The 18,591-nt window shown below is 68.6% G+C and carries 29 protein-coding genes; all 29 read right to left on the bottom strand.

From position 1 onward, the window contains the following. Positions 1-79: 79 nt before the first annotated feature. A complete protein-coding gene (gene map / locus HDA33_RS00865; protein ID WP_184169883.1) occupies positions 80-922 on the bottom strand; it encodes a type I methionyl aminopeptidase in 843 nt (280 codons plus the stop codon). A 5-nt stretch (positions 923-927) separates the two neighbouring features. Continuing rightward, positions 928-1,545, bottom strand: coding sequence for an adenylate kinase (locus HDA33_RS00860; RefSeq protein ID WP_184169880.1), 618 nt, complete (start codon positions 1,543-1,545; stop codon positions 928-930). Between the two features lie 51 nt (positions 1,546-1,596). Next, positions 1,597-2,904, bottom strand: a complete 1,308-nt coding sequence (gene secY, locus HDA33_RS00855) for a preprotein translocase subunit SecY (RefSeq protein ID WP_184169877.1) — start codon at positions 2,902-2,904, stop codon at positions 1,597-1,599. A gap of 174 nt (positions 2,905-3,078) precedes the next feature. Next, complete coding sequence (rplO, locus tag HDA33_RS00850) at positions 3,079-3,531, bottom strand: 50S ribosomal protein L15 (RefSeq protein WP_017487826.1); 453 nt, start codon at positions 3,529-3,531, stop codon at positions 3,079-3,081. Continuing rightward, on the bottom strand, positions 3,524-3,748 hold the full coding sequence (rpmD, locus tag HDA33_RS00845; protein WP_017487827.1) for a 50S ribosomal protein L30: 225 nt from the start codon (positions 3,746-3,748) through the stop codon (positions 3,524-3,526). The genes rplO and rpmD overlap by 8 nt, the downstream gene beginning before the upstream one ends. Before the next feature lie 3 nt (positions 3,749-3,751). Next, positions 3,752-4,501 (bottom strand): 30S ribosomal protein S5, encoded by a 750-nt coding sequence (rpsE, locus tag HDA33_RS00840; protein WP_184169874.1) that lies wholly within the window; start codon positions 4,499-4,501, stop codon positions 3,752-3,754. Further along, a complete protein-coding gene (rplR, locus tag HDA33_RS00835) occupies positions 4,498-4,872 on the bottom strand; it encodes a 50S ribosomal protein L18 (RefSeq protein WP_158491536.1) in 375 nt (124 codons plus the stop codon). Before rplR ends, rpsE begins: the two co-directional genes overlap by 4 nt. Then, positions 4,872-5,405, bottom strand: a complete 534-nt coding sequence (rplF, locus tag HDA33_RS00830) for a 50S ribosomal protein L6 (protein WP_017487830.1) — start codon at positions 5,403-5,405, stop codon at positions 4,872-4,874. The genes rplR and rplF overlap by 1 nt, the downstream gene beginning before the upstream one ends. 30 nt (positions 5,406-5,435) lie before the next feature. After that, positions 5,436-5,834: a 30S ribosomal protein S8 gene (rpsH, locus tag HDA33_RS00825; RefSeq protein WP_017487831.1), complete on the bottom strand. Its 399-nt coding sequence runs from the start codon at positions 5,832-5,834 to the stop codon at positions 5,436-5,438. A 73-nt stretch (positions 5,835-5,907) separates the two neighbouring features. After that, complete coding sequence (gene rplE / locus HDA33_RS00820; RefSeq protein ID WP_184169870.1) at positions 5,908-6,483, bottom strand: 50S ribosomal protein L5; 576 nt, start codon at positions 6,481-6,483, stop codon at positions 5,908-5,910. Further along, positions 6,483-6,824 (bottom strand): 50S ribosomal protein L24, encoded by a 342-nt coding sequence (rplX, locus tag HDA33_RS00815; RefSeq protein WP_017487832.1) that lies wholly within the window; start codon positions 6,822-6,824, stop codon positions 6,483-6,485. The genes rplE and rplX overlap by 1 nt, the downstream gene beginning before the upstream one ends. A 4-nt stretch (positions 6,825-6,828) precedes the next feature. Further along, positions 6,829-7,197 (bottom strand): 50S ribosomal protein L14, encoded by a 369-nt coding sequence (gene rplN / locus HDA33_RS00810; protein WP_002857487.1) that lies wholly within the window; start codon positions 7,195-7,197, stop codon positions 6,829-6,831. 342 nt (positions 7,198-7,539) lie between these two features. Beyond that, a complete protein-coding gene (gene rpsQ, locus HDA33_RS00805; protein ID WP_017487833.1) occupies positions 7,540-7,821 on the bottom strand; it encodes a 30S ribosomal protein S17 in 282 nt (93 codons plus the stop codon). Beyond that, complete coding sequence (gene rpmC, locus HDA33_RS00800) at positions 7,818-8,087, bottom strand: 50S ribosomal protein L29 (RefSeq protein ID WP_017487834.1); 270 nt, start codon at positions 8,085-8,087, stop codon at positions 7,818-7,820. The genes rpsQ and rpmC overlap by 4 nt, the downstream gene beginning before the upstream one ends. Positions 8,088-8,091: 4 nt before the next feature. After that, the gene (rplP, locus tag HDA33_RS00795) at positions 8,092-8,508 is read right to left on the bottom strand and encodes a 50S ribosomal protein L16 (RefSeq protein WP_158491539.1); all 417 of its coding nucleotides are present in this window, start codon (positions 8,506-8,508) and stop codon (positions 8,092-8,094) included. After that, complete coding sequence (gene rpsC / locus HDA33_RS00790) at positions 8,508-9,332, bottom strand: 30S ribosomal protein S3 (protein ID WP_017487836.1); 825 nt, start codon at positions 9,330-9,332, stop codon at positions 8,508-8,510. The genes rplP and rpsC overlap by 1 nt, the downstream gene beginning before the upstream one ends. 2 nt (positions 9,333-9,334) lie before the next feature. Beyond that, complete coding sequence (rplV, locus tag HDA33_RS00785; RefSeq protein WP_017487837.1) at positions 9,335-9,700, bottom strand: 50S ribosomal protein L22; 366 nt, start codon at positions 9,698-9,700, stop codon at positions 9,335-9,337. 51 nt (positions 9,701-9,751) lie between these two features. Continuing rightward, a complete protein-coding gene (rpsS, locus tag HDA33_RS00780) occupies positions 9,752-10,033 on the bottom strand; it encodes a 30S ribosomal protein S19 (protein ID WP_002857475.1) in 282 nt (93 codons plus the stop codon). Between the two features lie 15 nt (positions 10,034-10,048). After that, entirely contained in the window at positions 10,049-10,888 is an 840-nt protein-coding gene (gene rplB, locus HDA33_RS00775) for a 50S ribosomal protein L2 (protein ID WP_010080386.1), read from the bottom strand. A gap of 37 nt (positions 10,889-10,925) precedes the next feature. Then, positions 10,926-11,231, bottom strand: coding sequence for a 50S ribosomal protein L23 (rplW, locus tag HDA33_RS00770; RefSeq protein ID WP_002857471.1), 306 nt, complete (start codon positions 11,229-11,231; stop codon positions 10,926-10,928). Further along, on the bottom strand, positions 11,228-11,863 hold the full coding sequence (gene rplD / locus HDA33_RS00765) for a 50S ribosomal protein L4 (RefSeq protein WP_017487838.1): 636 nt from the start codon (positions 11,861-11,863) through the stop codon (positions 11,228-11,230). The genes rplW and rplD overlap by 4 nt, the downstream gene beginning before the upstream one ends. 4 nt (positions 11,864-11,867) lie before the next feature. Next, complete coding sequence (gene rplC, locus HDA33_RS00760) at positions 11,868-12,518, bottom strand: 50S ribosomal protein L3 (protein ID WP_017487839.1); 651 nt, start codon at positions 12,516-12,518, stop codon at positions 11,868-11,870. 20 nt (positions 12,519-12,538) lie between these two features. Further along, positions 12,539-12,847: a 30S ribosomal protein S10 gene (gene rpsJ, locus HDA33_RS00755; protein WP_002857463.1), complete on the bottom strand. Its 309-nt coding sequence runs from the start codon at positions 12,845-12,847 to the stop codon at positions 12,539-12,541. 329 nt (positions 12,848-13,176) lie between these two features. Continuing rightward, the gene (locus HDA33_RS00750; RefSeq protein ID WP_184169866.1) at positions 13,177-13,644 is read right to left on the bottom strand and encodes a DUF3817 domain-containing protein; all 468 of its coding nucleotides are present in this window, start codon (positions 13,642-13,644) and stop codon (positions 13,177-13,179) included. Next, positions 13,641-13,781: a hypothetical protein gene (locus tag HDA33_RS00745; protein ID WP_184169863.1), complete on the bottom strand. Its 141-nt coding sequence runs from the start codon at positions 13,779-13,781 to the stop codon at positions 13,641-13,643. The genes HDA33_RS00750 and HDA33_RS00745 overlap by 4 nt, the downstream gene beginning before the upstream one ends. A gap of 128 nt (positions 13,782-13,909) precedes the next feature. After that, a complete protein-coding gene (gene tuf / locus HDA33_RS00740; protein WP_184169860.1) occupies positions 13,910-15,100 on the bottom strand; it encodes an elongation factor Tu in 1,191 nt (396 codons plus the stop codon). Between the two features lie 280 nt (positions 15,101-15,380). After that, the gene (gene fusA, locus HDA33_RS00735; protein WP_184169857.1) at positions 15,381-17,495 is read right to left on the bottom strand and encodes an elongation factor G; all 2,115 of its coding nucleotides are present in this window, start codon (positions 17,493-17,495) and stop codon (positions 15,381-15,383) included. A 125-nt stretch (positions 17,496-17,620) separates the two neighbouring features. Further along, a complete protein-coding gene (rpsG, locus tag HDA33_RS00730) occupies positions 17,621-18,091 on the bottom strand; it encodes a 30S ribosomal protein S7 (RefSeq protein ID WP_002854788.1) in 471 nt (156 codons plus the stop codon). Next, positions 18,091-18,465 carry a 30S ribosomal protein S12 gene (rpsL, locus tag HDA33_RS00725; RefSeq protein ID WP_017487844.1) on the bottom strand — a complete coding sequence of 125 codons (375 nt, stop codon included), beginning with the start codon at positions 18,463-18,465 and terminating at the stop codon, positions 18,091-18,093. The genes rpsG and rpsL overlap by 1 nt, the downstream gene beginning before the upstream one ends. Between the last annotated feature and the right edge of the window lie 126 nt (positions 18,466-18,591).

Below are 18,591 nucleotides of genomic sequence, written 5' to 3'. Positions count from 1 at the left end.
CACGCACACGATCAACGTTCGATGGTACCGCATTTCGCGCCCGGGTTCCACACGGGACGGCGGGCGCGGACTCGCGGGACTACTCCCCCGGCGGGACGGGGACGACGCCGAAGCGCTCCAGCTCCGAGGCCCCGCCGTCCGGGGCGGTGAGCACCCAGAGGCCGTCGGCGTGGCGGCAGACCGAGTGCTCCCACTGGCTCGCGCGGGCGCCGTCGACGGTCACCACGGTCCAGTCGTCCTCGAGGACGCGGGTCTCGATGCCGCCGCGGACGAGCATGGGCTCGATGGCCAGGGCCAGGCCCGGACGCACCTTCGGCCCGCGGTGGCCCGTGCGGTAGTTGAAGACGTCCGGGGGCATGTGCATCGACGAGCCGATGCCGTGGCCCACGTACTCCTCGAGGATCCCGAGGGGCTCCCCCGGCTGCGCGGAGACGAAGTCGTCGATCGCGTCGCCGATGTCCCCGACGTGCTTGGCGGTGGCGAAGGCGGCGATCCCGACCCAGAGGGCCTCGCGCGTGATCGCGGAGAGGCGCTCGTCGCCCTCGTCCGCGGTGCCGGCCTCCGAGGAGCCCAGCACCAGGGTGCGCGCCGAGTCGGCGTGCCAGCCGTCGACGATCGCGCCGCCGTCGACCTTGAGGACGTCTCCGGCCCGCAGGACGCGGTCCCCGGGGATGCCGTGCACGACCTCCTCGTTCACGGAGGCGCAGATGGTCGCCGGGAAGTCGTAGTAGCCCAGGAAGTTGGACGTCGCCCCGTGCTCGGCCAGGACGCCGGCGAAGACGGCGTCGAGCTCCGCGGTGGTGACCCCGGGGGCGGCGGCGGCGAGCGTGGCGTCCAGCGCCTCGGACAGGACCACCCCCGCACGCCGCATCGTCTGCAGCTGGGGGGTGGTCTTGAGCTCGAGCGAGCGGCGGCCGACCACGGAGGTCAGGACTCCGTGTCCGGGGCGATGACCGGCAGGGAGCCGGTGGCCGCGCGGACCGAGTAGACGGACTGGAGCAGGCGCTCGGTCACGTCATCGATCTGGCCGGTGCCGTCCACGCGGGCCACGATGCCGCGCTCGACGTACTCCTGGATGACCGCCTCGGTCTCGCGGTGGTACAGGTCCAGGCGGTGCTCGATGACCTCCTGGGTGTCGTCCGCGCGGCCCTCGATCTCGGCGCGCTTGAGCAGTCGCTCCACGAGCTCGGCGTCCGGGACCTCCAGCTCGACGACGGCGGACAGCGCCAGCCCGGCCTCCGTGAGCATCGCGTCGAGGGCCTCGACCTGGCCCTTGGTGCGCGGGTAGCCGTCGAGGAGGAAGCCGTGCTCGGCGTCCGCCTGGGCGATGCGGTCGGCGACCATACGGTTGGTGACGTCGTCGGGGACGAAGTCGCCGTTGTCGATGTACTTCTTCGCCTCGACGCCCAGCGGGGTCATCGACTTCACGTTGTGGCGGAAGATGTCGCCCGTGGAGATCGCCACGATCCCCAGCTTGTCGGCGATCCGGGTGGCCTGGGTTCCCTTGCCGGAACCGGGAGGGCCCATGAGCAGCATGCGGGTCATCGTGTGTTCCTCACTGTCGGAGCGGACGGCGTTGCGTGTGGCGGGCGGGTCTCAGCGCAGCAGGCCCTCGTAGTGGCGCTGCTCCATCTGGGCGTTGACCTGCTTCACCGTCTGGAGGCCCACGCCCACCATGATGAGAATGGACGTGCCGCCGAACGGGAAGTTCTGGCTGGCGCCGATCACCACGAAGGCGATCAGCGGGATCATGGCCACGATACCGAGGTAGAGGGCGCCCGCGAGCGTGATGCGGCTGATGACGTACTGCAGGTAGCGCTCGGTCGGCCGGCCGGCGCGCACGCCGGGGATGAAGCCGCCATAGCGCTTCATGTTGTCCGAGATCTCCTGCGGGTTGAACGTGATCGACACGTAGAAGTAGGTGAACCCGATGATCATCAGGAAGTACACGGCCATGTAGACCGGGTGGTCGCCGTTGCCGAAGTACCGGCTGAGCCAGGCGATCCACGGGGCCGGCGCGGTGCCGTCCTGCGGGGTGTTGAACTGGATCAGGATGCCCGGGAGCATCAGCACGGACGACGCGAAGATGACCGGGATGACGTTGGCCATGTTCACCTTGATCGGGATGAACGTGCTGGAGCCGCCGACGGTCCGCGAGCCGATCTGGCGCTTGGCGTACTGCACCGGAATCCGGCGCTGGGACTCCTCGACGAAGACGATGGCGAGCATGGTCAGCAGGCCGACCAGCATGACGATGGCGAAGACGCGCCAGCCCTGGGTCTGCACGACCTGGCCAAGGCCCGCGGGGAAGCCGGCGGCGATCGAGGCGAAGATCAGCAGGGACATGCCATTGCCCACGCCGTTCTCCGTGACGCGCTCGCCGAGCCACATCACGATGATGCAGCCCGCCGTGAGGACGACGACGACGAGCAGCACGGTGAGGATCGAGTCGTTGCGCAGCAGGGGCAACTGGCAGCCGAGCAGGGCGCCCGTGCGGGCGAGGGAGGCCATCGTCGTCGCCTGCAGCAGCGCCAGCGCCAGGGTGAGGTAGCGGGTGTACTGCGTCAGCGTGGACTGGCCCTGCGGGCCCTCCTGGTGCAGCTGCTCGAAGCGCGGGATCACCACGCGCAGCAGCTGCACGATGATCGAGGCGGTGATGTACGGCATGATGCCGAGCGCGAAGATCGAGACCTGCAGCAGCGCTCCGCCGGAGAACATGTTGACGAACGAGTACAGGCCGCCCTGGGCGTTGCCGGCGGCCAGGCACTGCTGCACCGCGGGATAGTCGACGCCCGGGGAGGGAACGAACGCGCCCATCCGGTAGACGGCGACGATCCCGAGCGTGAAGGCGATCTTCCGCAACAGGTCAGGCGTCCGGACGATCCGGGCGATGGCCTTGAACACGAGTCCTCCTGCGGTGGTCCTGAGATGGCGTGCGCCGGCCCCGTGCAGGGCAGGGGGCGCGCGAGACGGCCGCCACATCCGGGCGGGCGCTGTGCGAGTCTACACGGACAGGCCGAGGGCCCCGGTCCAGAGCGGATGCTCCGGGCCGGGGCCCTCGGGATGACACGCGGCGCGTCAGAGGGTCTCGGTGGACCCGCCGGCGGCCTGGATCTTCTCCACGGCGGAGGCGGAGAAGGCGTCGACCTTCACCTGCACGGCCGAGGTGATCTCCCCCGTGCCCAGCACCTTCACGGGCTGGCCGCGGCGGACGAGGCCCTTGGACACGAGCGCGTCCACGGTCACCTCGCCGCCCTCGGGGAAGTGCGCGGAGAGCTTGTCCAGGTTCACGACCTGGTACTCCGTGCGGAACGGGTTCTTGAACCCGCGGAGCTTCGGCAGACGCATCTGCAGGGGCAGCTGGCCGCCCTCGAAGCCCGCGCGCACCTGGTAGCGGGCCTTGGTGCCCTTGGTGCCGCGGCCGGCGGTCTTGCCCTTCGAGGCCTCACCGCGACCCACACGGGTCTTCGCGGTCTTGGCGCCGGGGGCCGGACGCAGGTCGTGGACCTTGATGGCGTCGTTGTCAGCCATTGTTGACCTCCTCCACGGACACCAGGTGCGGCACGGTGTTGACCATGCCGACCGTCACCGCGTCGGCCTTGCGGGTGACCTGGTGGCCGATCCGCTTCAGGCCCAGCGAGCGCAGGGTGTCCCGATGGTTCTGCTTGGTGCCCGTGACGCCGCGGGTCTGGGTGATGACCAGGGTGGCGTCCGAGGGCTGGATGTTCTTGCGGGTGGGCTCAGTCACGGCTCACGCACCTGCCTTCGCGCTCTTCTGGGCGCGATCGTTCTCCATGGTGCGCAGCATCGCATGGGGGGCGATCTCGTCCAGGGCCTTGCCGCGGCGGGCGGCGACGGCCTGGGGCTCTTCGAGCTTCTTGAGGGCGTCCACGGTGCCGCGCACGATGTTGATCGCGTTCACGGAGCCCATGGACTTCGACAGCACGTCGTGGATGCCGGCGCACTCGAGCACGGCGCGCACGGGACCGCCGGCGATCACGCCGGTGCCCGGCGAGGCCGGACGGAGGAGCACGACGCCGGCGGCGTCCTCACCCTGCACCAGGTGCGGGATGGTGGAGCCGACGCGCGGGACGCGGAAGAAGGACTTCTTGGCCTCCTCCACGGCCTTCTGGATCGCGGCGGGGACCTCCTTCGCCTTGCCGTAGCCCACGCCGACGGTGCCGTCGCCGTCACCCACCACCACGAGGGCGGTGAAGGAGAAGCGACGGCCGCCCTTGACGACCTTGGAGACGCGGTTGATGGCCACGACGCGCTCGAGGAACTGGTCCTTCTCGTCGTCCTGGGCGCCACGACGGTTGCGGTCGTCGCGACGACCGCCACGGCGATCGCCTTCACGGCCACCGCGGCCGCCGTCGCGACCGCCACGGCCGCCGGCGGAACGCTCGGTGGTCTGGCTGGCCGAGCCCGACGCGGTCTCGGAGACGGTGGTCTCGGTGCTCTCGGTCACCTGGGTGTCCTTCTGGTTGTTGTTCTCGGTCACAGCTTCAGTCCACCCTCTCGCGCACCGTCGGCCACGGCCGCGACGCGCCCGTGGTACTTGTTGCCGCCGCGGTCGAAGACCACGGCCTCGATGCCGGCGGCCTTGGCACGCTCGGCGACGAGCTCGCCCACGCGCTTGGCCTTGGCCGTCTTGTCACCCTCGAACGCGCGCACGTCGGCCTCCATGGTGGAGGCCCAGGCGAGCGTGCGGCTCTGCGTGTCGTCCACGACCTGCACGAACATGTGCCGTGCAGAGCGGTTGACGACCAGGCGGGGACGGACGGTGGTGCCGGAGATCCGCTTGCGCACCCGGAGGTGGCGGCGGGTGCGGGCGTTGAACTTGCCCTTGCCCTTCACCTTCAGAGTAGACATCACTTACCTGCCTTTCCGGCCTTGCGGCGGATCTGCTCGCCCGCGTAGCGCACGCCCTTGCCCTTGTACGGGTCGGGACGGCGCAGCTTGCGGATGTTGGCGGCGGTCTCGCCGACCTGCTGCTTGTCGATACCGGCGACGGTGACCTTGTTGCCCTCGACGGTGAAGGTGATGCCCTGGGGCGCCTTGACCGGGACGGGGTGGGAGTAGCCCAGGGCGAACTCCAGGTCCTGGCCCTTGGCCTGCACGCGGTAGCCGGTGCCGACGACCTCGAGCTGCTTGGAGAAGCCGTTGGTCACGCCCTCGACCATGTTGCTGATCAGGGTGCGGGTCAGGCCGTGCAGGGAGCGGGACTCACGCTCGTCGTCGGGGCGGGCCACGGTGACCTGCCCCTCCTCGAGGGTGGCCGTGATGGGCGTGGGCAGCGAGTGCTCGAGCTGGCCCTTGGGGCCCTTCACGGAGACGCGGTCGCCGTCGATGGTCACGTCGACGCCGCTGGGGATGGTGATCGGGAGACGTCCGATTCGAGACATGTCAGTTCAGCCTTTCTTCCGTCGTGCCCGTCACCAGACGTAGGCGAGGACTTCTCCGCCCACGCCCTTCTTGGCGGCCTGCTGGTTCGTGAGGAGACCAGAGGAGGTGGACAGGATGGCGATGCCGAGGCCGCCCAGCACGTGGGGCAGGTTCGTGGACTTGGCGTACACGCGCAGGCCCGGCTTGGAGATGCGGCGCAGGCCGGCGATCGCACGCTCACGCTGCGGGCCGAACTTCAGGTCGATGGTCAGCTTCTTGCCGACCTCGGCCTCCTCCTCGCGCCAGTCCTGGATGTAGCCCTCGGACTTGAGGATCTCGGCGACGCGAGTCTTCAGCTTCGAGGACGGCATGGACACGGTGTCGTGGTAGGCCGAGTTTGCGTTGCGCAGACGGGTCAGCATGTCTGCGACAGGATCGGTCATGGTCATGTGGGCTTCACGCCCTTTCTCGCCGTGGTTTCCGCCACCGGTTCACCGGTGGAGGACCTGTGACGTGGAGGTCTTACTGGTCGGTCTTGAACGGGAAGCCCAGCGCCTTCAGCAGCGCGCGGCCCTCGTCGTCGTTCTTGGCGCTGGTCACCACGGTGATGTCCATGCCGCGCACGCGGTCGATCTTGTCCTGATCGATCTCGTGGAACACGGTCTGCTCGGACAGGCCGAAGGTGTAGTTGCCGTTGCCGTCGAACTGGCGGTCGGACAGGCCGCGGAAGTCACGGATGCGCGGCAGCGCGAGCGTGACCAGGCGGTCCAGGAACTCCCACATGCGGTCGCCGCGCAGGGTCGCGTGCGTGCCGATCGGCATGCCCTCGCGCAGCTTGAACTGCGCGATGGACTTGCGGGCCTTGGTGATCATCGGCTTCTGGCCGGTGATGGCGGTGAGGTCGGTGACCGCGCCGTCGATGATCTTGGAGTCCTTGGCGGCCTCGCCGACGCCCATGTTCACGACGACCTTGACGAGTCCGGGCACCTGCATGACGTTCCCGTACTGGAACTGCTCCTGCAGGGTCGCGCGGATCTCCTCGCGGTACTTGGTCTTCAGACGCGGGGCGACCTTCTCGGTCTGCTGCACCTCGGTCATCACAGCTCCTTCCCCGAGGCCTTGGCGAAGCGGACCTTCACGGTCTTGCTCTCGCCGTTCTTCTCGACGGTCTCGAAGCGGTAGCCCACACGGGTCGGCTTCTTGGTCTCCGGGTCCACCACGGCCACGTTCGAGATGTGGATCGGGGCCTCGGCGACCTGACGGCCGCCCTCGGTGGAGCCGTTGTTGTCCTGGCCGGCGCGCAGGTGCTTGGTCACGCGGTTCACGCCCTCGACGAGCACGCGCTCGTCAGCCGGGAACACGCGCAGGACCTTGCCCTGCTTGCCCTTGTCCTTGCCACTGATGACCTGGACGAGGTCGTCCTTCTTGATCTTGGCCATGAGGTCAGATCACCTCCGGGGCGAGCGACACGATCTTCATGAACTTCTTGTCACGCAGCTCGCGGCCCACGGGGCCGAAGATGCGCGTGCCACGGGGCTCGCCGTCCGTCTTCAGGATGACGGCCGCGTTCTCGTCGAACTTGATGTACGAGCCGTCGGGACGACGGGACTGCTTGCGGGTGCGGACCACCACGGCCTTGACGACGTCGCCCTTCTTGACGTTGCCGCCGGGGATGGCGTCCTTGACGGTGGCGACGATGGTGTCGCCGATTCCTGCGTAGCGGCGTCCTGAGCCACCGAGAACACGGATGGTCAGGATCTCCTTCGCACCGGTGTTGTCGGCGACCTTGAGCCGCGACTCCTGCTGGATCACTTGTCTCTCCTAGCGTCGCGCCGGTTCTCCCCCACGATGGGCGAGCCTTGCGGAACGGTTGAACGGTCATCCCGGGACGCTTACCCCTCCCCCGAGGCGGGCCTCCCGTCGTCGTCTCCGGCCGGCGCGTGTTCAGACAGCGTCGGGGAGGCCGAGAGCGGAGGGGCGCGCAGGGCAGGGCCGAGGCGGATCCGGGATCGGCGTGCGCTGCCCTCGGCACGCAGGATGGATGGTCCTGCCAACGAAAGGGCGCACGAATATCAGAGTCTAACGCAGAAGGCCGCCCCGTGCCAGTGCACGGGGCGGCCTTCCATGTCGCCGGCCCTCAGGGGGCCGGGTCGATCACTTGGCGCGCTCGACGATCTCCACCAGGCGCCACCGCTTGGAGGCGGACAGCGGGCGGGTCTCGGCGATGCGGACGCGGTCTCCGATGCCGGCGGTGTTGTCCTCGTCGTGCGCCTTGACGCGCTTCGAGGTCTTCATCACCTTGCCGTACAGCGAGTGCTTCTTGCGGTCCTCGACCTCGACGACGATCGTCTTGTCCATCTTGTCGGACACGACGACGCCGCGCAGGGCCTTGCGGTAGCCGCGCTCCTCGGAGACGGCGGGGGTCTGCTCGGTCACTTGGCAGCCTCCTCGTTGTTGTCGGCCTGCGCCTCGGCGGCGACATCGCCGCGGATGCCCAGCTCGCGCTCGCGCAGGATCGTGTAGATGCGCGCGATGTCACGCTTGACGGCCTTCAGCCGGCTGGAGTTGTCCAGCTGGCCGGTGGCGGCCTGGAAGCGCAGGTTGAACAGCTCCTCCTTGGAGGACTTCAGGGCCTCCAGCAGGCGGGCGTTGTCCATCCCGTCCAGGGACTCGACGTTCAGATCCTTGGTGCCGATCGCCATGGGATCACTCACCACCCTCTCGACGGATGACACGGGCCTTCAGCGGCAGCTTGTGGATGGCAAGGCGGAGCGCCTCACGGGCGACCTCCTCCGAGACACCCGAGAGCTCGAAGAGCACGCGTCCGGGCTTGACGTTGGCGACCCACCACTCGGGCGAGCCCTTGCCGGAGCCCATGCGGGTCTCGGCGGGCTTCTTCGTGAGCGGACGGTCCGGGTAGATGTTGATCCAGACCTTGCCGCCACGCTTGATGTAGCGGGTCATGGCGATACGGGCGGCCTCGATCTGACGGTTCGTCACATAGGCCGGCGTGAGCGCCTGGATGCCCCACTCGCCGAAGGTCACGGTGGTGCCGCCCTTGGCGGCGCCGGAACGCTTGGGGTGGTGCTGCTTGCGGTGCTTGACGCGACGGGGGATCAGCATCAGGCGTTGCCTCCTTCAGCGGGAGCGGCGGCCGGGGTCTCGGCGCCGGCGCCGGCGTTCTCCTGGCGGGGAGCACGCTCGGCACGGTCGTTGCGACGACGACGCTCGCCACCGCCGCCGCCGCGGCGGTCGCCGCCACGGCCACGGCCGGAGGGCTGCGCGGCCTCCTTGGCCGCGAGCTCCTTGGCGGTCAGGTCGCCCTTGTAGATCCAGACCTTCACGCCGATGCGGCCGAAGGTGGTCTTGGCCTCGAACTTGCCGAAGTCGATGTTCGCGCGGAGGGTGTGCAGCGGCACGCGGCCCTCGCGGTAGAACTCCGAACGGCTCATCTCGGCACCGCCGAGGCGGCCGGCGCACTGGATGCGGATGCCCTGCGCGCCGGCGCGCATGGCGGACTGGATCGCCTTCTTCATCGCGCGGCGGAACGCCACGCGCGAGGCGAGCTGCTCGGCCACACCCTGCGCCACCAGCTGGGCATCGGTCTCGGGGTTCTTGACCTCGAGGATGTTCAGCTGGATCTGCTTGCCGGTGAGCTTCTCGAGCTCGCCGCGGATGCGGTCGGCCTCGGCGCCGCGGCGACCGATCACGATGCCGGGACGCGCGGTGTGGATGTCCACGCGCACGCGGTCACGGGTGCGCTCGATCTCCACCTTGGAGATGCCGGCGCGCTCCATGCCGGTGGTCATCAGCTCGCGGATCTTGACGTCCTCCTTGAGGAAGTCAGCGTAGCGCTGGCCCTCCTTGTGGGAGTCCGCGAACCAGTGCGAGACGTGATCGGTGGTGATGCCGAGGCGGAACCCGTTGGGGTTGATCTTCTGTCCCATTGTCAGTTCCCACCCTTCTCGTCCTTGGACGCGACGACCACGGTGACGTGGCTCGTGCGCTTGTTGATGCGGTACGCGCGGCCCTGGGCACGGGGCTGGAACCGCTTCATGGTCGGGCCCTCGTCCACGAAGGCCTCGGTGATGTAGAGGGCGTCCTCGTCGAAGGCCTGGCCCTCGCGGTCTGCCTTCACGCGGGCGTTCGCCACCGCGGAGGCCACCAGCTTGTACACCGGCTCCGAAGCGCCCTGCTGGGCGAACTTCAGGATGGCCAGTGCCTCGGTGGCCTGCTTGCCACGGACCAGGTCGACGACGCGCCGGGCCTTCATCGGCGTCACGCGCAGGTGGCGCGCAATTGCCTTGGCTTCCATTGCTTCTCTCTTTCGATTCTCGAGAAGGTCAAGCGTGCTGTGCCGTCAGGCTCAGCGACGCTTGCCCTTCTTGTCGTCCTTCACGTGGCCGCGGTAGGTGCGGGTCGGGGCGAACTCGCCCAGCTTGTGACCCACCATGGACTCGGTGACGAACACCGGGACGTGCTTGCGTCCGTCGTGGACCGCGATGGTGTGACCCAGCATGTCCGGGATGATCATCGACCGGCGGGACCAGGTCTTGATGACGTTCTTGCTGCCCTTCTCGTTCTCGGCCAGAACCTTCAGGTAGAGGTGCTGATCGACGAAGGGGCCCTTCTTCAGGCTGCGAGGCATGTCTTCCCTGCTCCCTTATCGCTTGTTCTTGCCGGTACGACGGCGACGCACGATGAGCTTGTCGCTTTCCTTGTTCGGGCGGCGCGTGCGGCCCTCGGGCTTGCCGTTCCGGTTGACGGGGTGACGACCGCCGGAGGTCTTGCCCTCGCCACCGCCGTGCGGGTGGTCGACGGGGTTCATCACGACGCCGCGGACGGTCGGGCGCACGCCCTTCCAGCGCATGCGGCCGGCCTTGCCCCAGTTGATGTTCGACTGCTCGGCGTTGCCGACCTCGCCGATCGTGGCGCGGCAGCGCACGTCGACGTTGCGGATCTCGCCCGAGGGCAGGCGCAGCTGCGCGTACTTGCCCTCACGAGCGACGAGCTGCACGGAGGCGCCGGCGGAGCGGGCCATCTTGGCGCCGCCGCCCGGACGCAGCTCCACCGCGTGGATGGTGGTGCCCACGGGGATGTTGCGCATCGGCAGGTTGTTGCCGGGCTTGATGTCGGCGTTCGGGCCGGCCTCGACCACGTCGCCCTGCTTCAGCTTGGCCGGGGCCAGGATGTAGCGCTTGGCGCCGTCCGCGTAGTGCAGCAGCGCGATGCGGGCGGTGCGGTTCGGGTCGTACTCGATGTGCGCGACGGTGGCGGGCACGCCGTCCTTGTCGTGGCGACGGAAGTCGACCAGGCGGTACTGGCGCTTGTGGCCGCCGCCCTTGTGACGGGTGGTGATGCGGCCGGTGTTGTTGCGGCCGCCGGTCTTGTGCAGCGGACGGAGAAGGGACTTCTCCGGCGTGGACCGGGTGATCTCTGCGAAGTCGGCCACGGACGAGCCGCGCAGGCCCGGGGTGGTCGGCTTGTACTTACGGATAGCCATGTGTCAGTTCCTCGATTAAGTGGTCTCCGCACGCCGGTCAGGCGAGCGGACCTCCGAAGATGTCGATCGTCCCGTCCTTGAGCGTGACGATGGCACGCTTGGTGGACTTGCGCTGGCCCCACCCGAAGCGGGTGCGACGGCGCTTGCCGGAACGGTTCAGGGTGTTGACCGAGGCCACGTCGACGTTGAAGATGCGCTCCACCGCCTGCTTGATCTCGGACTTGTTGGAGCGCGGGTCGACCAGGAAGGTGTACTTGCCCTCGTCGATCAGGCCGTAGCTCTTCTCCGACACGACGGGAGCGATGATCACGTCGCGGGGATCCTTGTTGATGGAGCCGCTCACTGGGCATCCTCCTTCTTGGCACCGGAGGCCTGGGCCACGTACGCCTCGTAGGCCGCCTGGGTGAACACGACGTCGTCGGAGACGAGCACGTCGTAGGTGTTCAGCTGGTCGGCGTACAGGGTGTGGACCGCCGGCAGGTTGCGGGCGGACAGGGCGGCGACGTCGTCGGCCCGGTCGATCACCAGCAGCACGTTCTTGCGGCCGGTGTTCAGGGACGCGAGACCCGCCTTGGCGGCCTTGGTGGACGGGGTGGTCCCGGACACGAGGGCCTCGATGACGTGGACGCGGCCGTTGCGGGCGCGGTCCGACAGGGCGCCGCGGAGGGCGGCGGCCTTCATCTTCTTGGGGGTGCGCTGCGAGTAGTCGCGCGGGGTCGGGCCGTGGACGATGCCGCCGCCGGTCATGTGCGGCGCGCGGATCGAGCCCTGACGGGCGCGGCCGGTGCCCTTCTGCTTGAACGGCTTGCGGCCGGCGCCGGACACCTCGCCGCGGCGCTTCACCTTGTGCGTGCCCTGACGGGCGGCGGCGAGCTGGGCCACGACGACCTGGTGCATGAGCGGCACGTTGGACTGCACGTCGAAGATCTCGGCGGGCAGATCGACCTGGACGGTCTTCACGGAGTTCTCAGCCATGGTCTCAGGCTCCCTTCACGGCGCTGCGGACGAGCACGACCTGGCCCTTGGAGCCGGGCACCGCGCCCTTGATCAGCAGGAGGTTGTTCTCCACGTCGACGCCGTGGAGGGTCAGGTTCATGGTGGTCTGGCGCACGGCGCCCATGCGACCGGGCATGCGCTGGCCCTTGAACACGCGGCCCGGGGTGGACGCGCCGCCCACGGAGCCGGGCTTGCGGTGGTTCTTGTGGGCGCCGTGGGAGGCGCTCACGCCGGCGAAGCCGTGGCGCTTCATGGCGCCGGCGAAGCCCTTGCCCTTGGTGGTGCCCACGACGTCGACCTTCTGGCCGGCCTCGAAGACCTCCACGGTCAGGTCCTGGCCGAGCGAGTACTCGGCGGCGTCGGCGGTGCGCAGCTCGACGAGGTGACGGCGCGGGGTCACGCCGGCCTTCTCGAAGTGACCGGCCAGGGGCTTGGTCACGCGGCGGGGGTCGATCTGGCCGTAGGCGATCTGCACGGCGGTGTAGCCGTCGGTCTCCTCGGAGCGCAGCTGGGTGACGACGTTCGGGTCTGCCTTGACCACGGTCACGGGGATGAGCTTGTTGTCCTCATCCCAGACCTGGGTCATGCCGAGCTTCGTGCCCAGCAGGCCCTTGATGTTCTGGGTGTTGGTCATAGTCTCTCAGCACCTCCCTCTCAGAGCTTGATCTCGATGTTGACGTCCGCGGGCAGGTCCAGTCGCATGAGCGAGTCGACGGCCTTGGGGGTCGGGTCGATGATGTCGATGAGCCGCTTGTGGGTGCGCATCTCGAAATGCTCGCGGCTGTCCTTGTACTTGTGGGGAGAACGGATAACGCAGTACACGTTCTTCTCCGTCGGCAGCGGCACGGGGCCGACCACCGTCGCGCCTGCGCGCGTGACCGTGTCAACGATCTTGCGGGCCGAGACGTCGATGACCTCGTGGTCGTACGACTTCAGCCGGATGCGGATCTTCTGTCCCGCCATGGCGTCACGCCTCTCTCGTCGGGTGTGCTGTTCCTGTCCCTGTGCGGCGGACCGGGGTCCGCCTCCTTGTCCTCCACCCGCACGGGGCGAATCCGGCCTGGACCGGGTTCCTCGCCTCCGTCGGACTCCGGTCCACGCGGTCGGGCGTGTCGCATTCCTGAGGACGCGCGCGCCGTGGGCGGATCGGAGTGGTGACGTCACATCTGGGCCGAGCTGCCGCCGCGAGACACACGACGACAGCGCAATGGCGCTTGAGCAACCGAACCAGTATAGACAGAGACGGGCCCGGACCGCCACTCGGCGATCCGGGCCCATCCTCGAGGCTCGGCTTAGCGGCCCCACTCGGTGGGCGGGCCGGCGTTGAGCAGCAGGCTGAACACGACGACGACGGCGATCAGCGCCACCAGCGCGCTGACCAGCGGGCGGCGCAGCACGGCGGCCAGCACCCGCTGGGCCCCGGTCCGCTCCCCCGGCTCGCCCTCGAGCACGCGCCAGTGCCGCGCCGGCTCCCCGCGGCGCAGCCGGGCCCGCTCGAAGGGGACGGTCATGAACGGGACGACGGCGGAGCCGAGGCCGAGCAGGCCGCGCGCGGCCGGCCAGCGGCCGTCGATCCACACCGCCACGGTGACGACGAAGTAGCAGAGGAAGACGAAGCCGTGGATGCCGCCGGCGATCGGCATCACCGCGTCGGTGACCCCCGTGTACTTCATGGCCATGGCGGTCAGCAGACCCGCCCACGTCACCATCTCGGCGGCGGCGGTCACCCGGAACAGGCTGCGCGGGGACGGCAGGCTCATCGACGCAGCTCCCCGTTCCGGTTCGCCCGGCGGATCCGGCGCGCGCGGTCGATCTCGGGTCGGAAGGTGCGCAGGGCCCACACGACGGCGACGACGGCCGCCGCGAGGACCAGGAGGGTGATCAGCAGTTCTGGCATCCCACCAGCCTAACGGCCCCCGCGCGGCCGCGGCCCGGCGCACGACAGCGCCCCCGCCTCCGGAGACCCGGAGACGGGGGCGCTGTGCGTCAGCGGCTCAGACGAGCCGGGCGACGGGATGCGTCAGATCACTTGGTGATCTTGGTGACGCGGCCGGAGCCCACGGTGCGGCCGCCCTCGCGGATGGCGAAGCCGAGGCCCTCCTCCATGGCGATCGGCTGGATGAGCTCGACCGACATCTCGGTGGTGTCGCCGGGCATGACCATCTCGGTGCCCTCGGGCAGCGTGATGACGCCGGTGACGTCGGTGGTGCGGAAGTAGAACTGCGGGCGGTAGTTCGAGTAGAACGGGTTGTGACGGCCACCCTCGTCCTTGGACAGGATGTAGACGTTCGCCTCGAAGTTGGTGTGCGGGGTGATCGAGCCCGGGGCCACGACGACCTGGCCGCGCTCGACGTCGTCACGCTTCAGACCGCGAAGCAGCAGGCCGCAGTTCTCGCCGGCCCAGGCCTCGTCGAGCTGCTTGTGGAACATCTCGATGCCGGTAACGGTGGTCTTCTGCACGTCGCGGATGCCCACGATCTCGACCTCGGAGTTGATGGCGAGGGTGCCGCGCTCGGCGCGACCGGTCACCACGGTGCCGCGGCCGGTGATGGTGAAGACGTCCTCGATCGGCATCAGGAACGGCTTGTCCTTGTCGCGGACCGGATCCGGGATGTACTCGTCCACGGCGTCCATGAGGTCCTCGACGGACTTGACCCACTCGGCGTCGCCCTCGAGGGCCTTCAGGCCGGAGGTGCGGATGACCGGGGCGTCGTCGCCGTCGAACTCCTGGGAGGACAGCAGCTCGCGGACCTCCATCTCGACGAGCTCCAGGAGCTCCTCGTCCTCGACCATGTCCGACTTGTTCAGGGCCACCAGCAGCGCCGGCACGCCGACCTGACGGGCCAGGAGCACGTGCTCGCGGGTCTGGGCCATCGGGCCGTCGGTGGCGGCGACCACGAGGATCGCGCCGTCCATCTGAGCGGCGCCGGTGATCATGTTCTTGATGTAGTCGGCGTGACCGGGGGCGTCCACGTGGGCGTAGTGACGCTTCTCGGTCTGGTACTCCACGTGGGAGATGTTGATGGTGATGCCGCGCTGACGCTCCTCGGGGGCCGAGTCGATCGTCGCGAAGTCACGGGCCTCGTTCAGGTCCGGGTACTTGTCGTACAGGACCTTCGAGATGGCGGCGGTCAGCGTGGTCTTGCCGTGGTCAACGTGGCCGATGGTGCCGATGTTGACGTGCGGCTTCGTCCGCTCGAACTTTGCCTTTGCCACTAGTTCCTCCTAAGAACTGGTTCATCGTCAAGTAGACTGCTCAGCCGCCTGCGACGTGCTGACAACTCGATGGAGTCTACTCGGATGGTGATGGGTTGGGGAAATCCCGGCCTCACGGGGCCAGTCCGGTTCCAGGGCTCCTGGACCGCCGGAAGCGGACCGGGCCTGACCCGTCCTGTTCGCGGACCGACGCGCCGGGGGCGCCGGTCCGGTCGCCCCGGGCCGGCCGCGGCTGCGGCGGCCGACCCGGGGCAGGTCGTTCAGAGCAGGGGACCTGAGGTCACTCGCCCTGGGACTTCTGGATGATCTCGTCCGCCACGGCCTTGGGGACCTCGGCGTAGGAGTGGAAGGTCATCGAGTACACGGCGCGACCCTGGGTCTTGGAGCGCAGGTCGCCGATGTAGCCGAACATCTCGGACAGCGGCACGAGGGCCTTGACGACCTTGACGCCGGTGGCGTCCTCCATGGACTGGATCTGGCCACGGCGGGAGTTCAGGTCGCCGATGACGTCGCCCATGAACTCCTCCGGGGTGCGCACCTCGACGGCCATCAGGGGCTCGAGGATGATCGGGTTGGCCTTGCGGACACCCTCCTTGAACGCCTGGGAGCCGGCGATCTTGAACGCCATCTCCGAGGAGTCGACGTCGTGGTACGCGCCGTCGAGCAGGGTGGCCTTGACGCCCACCATCGGGTAGCCGGCCAGCACGCCGAACTGCATGGCGTCCTGGATGCCCGCGTCCACGGACGGGATGTACTCGCGGGGCACGCGACCGCCGGTGACGGCGTTCTCGAACTCGTAGATCTCGCCGTCGGCGGTGTCCAGGGGCTCGAAGGACAGCTGCACCTTGGCGAACTGGCCGGAGCCGCCGGTCTGCTTCTTGTGCGTGTAGTCGACCTTGTCGACCTTGCGCTTGATGGTCTCGCGGTACGCGACCTGGGGCTTGCCCACGTTGGCCTCGACCTTGAACTCGCGCTTCATGCGGTCCACGAAGACGTCCAGGTGGAGCTCGCCCATGCCGCCGATCTCGGTCTGGCCGGTCTCCTCGTTGAGGTTCACGCGGAACGTGGGGTCCTCGGCGACGAGCTTCTGGATGGCGGTGGAGAGCTTCTCCTGGTCGCCCTTGGTCTTCGGCTCGATGGCCACGGAGATCACGGGCTCCGGGAAGGTCATCGACTCGAGGATGATCGGGTGCGCGGCGTCGCACAGGGTGTCGCCGGTGGTGGTGTCCTTCAGGCCGATGACCGCGTAGATGTGGCCGGCCACGACCTCGTCCACCGGGTTCTCCTTGTTGGCGTGCATCTGGAAGAGCTTGCCGATGCGCTCCTTCTTGCCCTTGGTGGCGTTGAGGATCTGCGCACCGGACTCCAGACGGCCGGAGTACACGCGGATGAAGGTCAGGGTGCCGAAGAACGGGTGCGAGGCGATCTTGAAGGCCAGGGCCGAGAACGGCGCGTCCTTCGAGGCCTCGCGCTCCAGCTCGACCTCCTCGTCCTTGACGTCGTGGCCCTTCACGGCGCCGGCGTCCAGCGGGTTCGGCAGGTAGGCGACGACGGCATCGAGCATCGGCTGCACGCCGCGGTTCTTGAACGCGGAGCCGCAGAACACCGGGTAGGCCTCGGCGTTCACGGTCAGGTGGCGCACGCCGGCCTGGATCTCCTCGGTGGTGAGCTCCTCGCCCTCGAGGTACTTCTCCATGAGCTCCTCGGAGGTGTCGGCCACGGCCTCCACCAGCTCGGCGCGGTACTCCTCGGCCTTCTCCTGGAGCTCGGCCGGGATCTCACGGGTCTCGTACTCGGCGCCCATGGTCACGTCGCCCTTGGCGTCGCCCGGCCACACGAAGGCCTTCATGGAGAGCAGGTCGACGACGCCCACGAAGTCGTTCTCGGCGCCGATCGGCAGCTGCATCACGAGCGGACGCGCGCCGAGGCGGTTCACGATGGTGTCGACGGTGAAGTAGAAGTCCGCGCCGAGCTTGTCCATCTTGTTGACGAAGCAGATGCGGGGGACGTTGTACTTGTCCGCCTGACGCCACACGGTCTCCGACTGGGGCTCCACGCCCTCCTTGCCGTCGAACACGGCCACGGCGCCGTCGAGCACGCGCAGCGAGCGCTCCACCTCGACCGTGAAGTCCACGTGGCCGGGGGTGTCGATGATGTTGATCTGGTTGTCGTTCCAGAAGCAGGTCACCGCGGCGGAGGTGATGGTGATGCCGCGCTCCTTCTCCTGCTCCATCCAGTCGGTCGTCGAGGCGCCGTCGTGGGTCTCGCCCAGCTTGTGGTTGACACCCGTGTAGAACAGGATGCGCTCGGTGGTGGTGGTCTTGCCGGCATCGATGTGGGCCATGATGCCGATGTTGCGGACCTTGTTCAGGTCGGTCAGCACGTCCTGTGCCACGGTGTCTCCCTTGCTCGGATGGTGTTGAGGGCTCGTGAGATGGATTCGTCAGGGGGCCGCAGGTCCGACGACCGGTCCACGGCGGACGGCCCGGGGCGCGGAACGCGCGCCCCGGGCCGCACGGATCACCAGCGGTAGTGGGCGAAGGCCTTGTTGGCCTCGGCCATCTTGTGGGTGTCCTCGCGACGCTTCACGGCGCCGCCCAGGCCGTTCGAGGCGTCCAGGATCTCGTTCATCAGACGCTCGGTCATGGTCTTCTCACGGCGGGCCTTGGAGAAGCCGACCAGCCAGCGCAGGGCCAGAGCCGTGGAGCGGCCGGGCTTGACCTCGACGGGCACCTGGTAGGTGGCGCCGCCGACACGGCGGGAGCGGACCTCGAGGGCCGGCTTGATGTTGTCCATGGCCTTCTTGAGCGTGGCCACGGGATCGGCGCCGTTCTTGGCGCGGGCACCCTCGAGCGCGCCGTACACGATGCGCTCGGCGGTGGACTTCTTGCCGTCGATGAGCACCTTGTTGATCAGCTGCGTGACCAGCGGGGAGCCGTAGACGGGATCGACGACGAGGGGGCGCTTCGGCGCAGGACCCTTACGAGGCATTACTTCTTCTCCTTCTTGGCGCCGTAGCGGGAGCGGGCCTGGCCGCGGTTCTTCACGCCCTGGGTGTCGAGGGCGCCGCGCACGATCTTGTAGCGCACGCCGGGCAGGTCCTTCACACGACCGCCGCGCACGAGCACGATCGAGTGCTCCTGCAGGTTGTGGCCCTCGCCGGGGATGTACGCGGTGACCTCGATGCCGCCGTTGAGGCGCACACGAGCGACCTTGCGCAGAGCCGAGTTCGGCTTCTTCGGGGTGGTGGTGTACACGCGGGTGCACACGCCACGGCGCATGGGGTTCCCCTGCAGCGCAGGGGCCTTGGTCTTGACGACCTTGGGTGAGCGGCCCTTGCGGACCAGCTGCTGAATCGTAGGCACTCTCCAGCCTTCCTGTGTGGGTGATCGCTGACGTGATCGACCGGCGCCGCCGGCGCCGGCTGCTCGTTCCTCTGCTCTGCCTCTCCCTGTGGGGGCTCGCATCGAGCAGACGTCCGCAGGCGTGCA

This window comes from Micrococcus endophyticus, assembly GCF_014205115.1.
Taxonomy (GTDB): domain Bacteria; phylum Actinomycetota; class Actinomycetes; order Actinomycetales; family Micrococcaceae; genus Micrococcus; species Micrococcus endophyticus.
The sequence above is the reverse complement of the archived record's forward strand: the minus strand, read 5'-3'. Positions and strand labels throughout refer to the sequence as shown.

What these genes read in the sequence shown, in the direction of transcription:
- HDA33_RS00860 (WP_184169880.1), bottom strand. Translation starts at nt 1,545, where the DNA reads ATGACCCGCATGCTGCTCATGGGCCCTCCCGGTTCCGGCAAGGGAACC.
- rplO (WP_017487826.1), bottom strand. Translation starts at nt 3,531, where the DNA reads ATGGCTGACAACGACGCCATCAAGGTCCACGACCTGCGTCCGGCCCCC.
- rplR (WP_158491536.1), bottom strand. Translation starts at nt 4,872, where the DNA reads ATGTCTACTCTGAAGGTGAAGGGCAAGGGCAAGTTCAACGCCCGCACC.
- rplF (WP_017487830.1), bottom strand. Translation starts at nt 5,405, where the DNA reads ATGTCTCGAATCGGACGTCTCCCGATCACCATCCCCAGCGGCGTCGAC.
- rpsH (WP_017487831.1), bottom strand. Translation starts at nt 5,834, where the DNA reads ATGACCATGACCGATCCTGTCGCAGACATGCTGACCCGTCTGCGCAAC.
- rplE (WP_184169870.1), bottom strand. Translation starts at nt 6,483, where the DNA reads ATGACCGAGGTGCAGCAGACCGAGAAGGTCGCCCCGCGTCTGAAGACC.
- rplX (WP_017487832.1), bottom strand. Translation starts at nt 6,824, where the DNA reads ATGGCCAAGATCAAGAAGGACGACCTCGTCCAGGTCATCAGTGGCAAG.
- rpmC (WP_017487834.1), bottom strand. Translation starts at nt 8,087, where the DNA reads ATGGCGATCGGCACCAAGGATCTGAACGTCGAGTCCCTGGACGGGATG.
- rplP (WP_158491539.1), bottom strand. Translation starts at nt 8,508, where the DNA reads ATGCTGATCCCCCGTCGCGTCAAGCACCGCAAGCAGCACCACCCCAAG.
- rpsC (WP_017487836.1), bottom strand. Translation starts at nt 9,332, where the DNA reads ATGGGACAGAAGATCAACCCCAACGGGTTCCGCCTCGGCATCACCACC.
- rplV (WP_017487837.1), bottom strand. Translation starts at nt 9,700, where the DNA reads ATGGAAGCCAAGGCAATTGCGCGCCACCTGCGCGTGACGCCGATGAAG.
- rpsS (WP_002857475.1), bottom strand. Translation starts at nt 10,033, where the DNA reads ATGCCTCGCAGCCTGAAGAAGGGCCCCTTCGTCGATCAGCACCTCTAC.
- rplB (WP_010080386.1), bottom strand. Translation starts at nt 10,888, where the DNA reads ATGGCTATCCGTAAGTACAAGCCGACCACCCCGGGCCTGCGCGGCTCG.
- rplD (WP_017487838.1), bottom strand. Translation starts at nt 11,863, where the DNA reads ATGGCTGAGAACTCCGTGAAGACCGTCCAGGTCGATCTGCCCGCCGAG.
- rplC (WP_017487839.1), bottom strand. Translation starts at nt 12,518, where the DNA reads ATGACCAACACCCAGAACATCAAGGGCCTGCTGGGCACGAAGCTCGGC.
- rpsJ (WP_002857463.1), bottom strand. Translation starts at nt 12,847, where the DNA reads ATGGCGGGACAGAAGATCCGCATCCGGCTGAAGTCGTACGACCACGAG.
- HDA33_RS00750 (WP_184169866.1), bottom strand. Translation starts at nt 13,644, where the DNA reads ATGAGCCTGCCGTCCCCGCGCAGCCTGTTCCGGGTGACCGCCGCCGCC.
- HDA33_RS00745 (WP_184169863.1), bottom strand. Translation starts at nt 13,781, where the DNA reads ATGCCAGAACTGCTGATCACCCTCCTGGTCCTCGCGGCGGCCGTCGTC.
- rpsG (WP_002854788.1), bottom strand. Translation starts at nt 18,091, where the DNA reads ATGCCTCGTAAGGGTCCTGCGCCGAAGCGCCCCCTCGTCGTCGATCCC.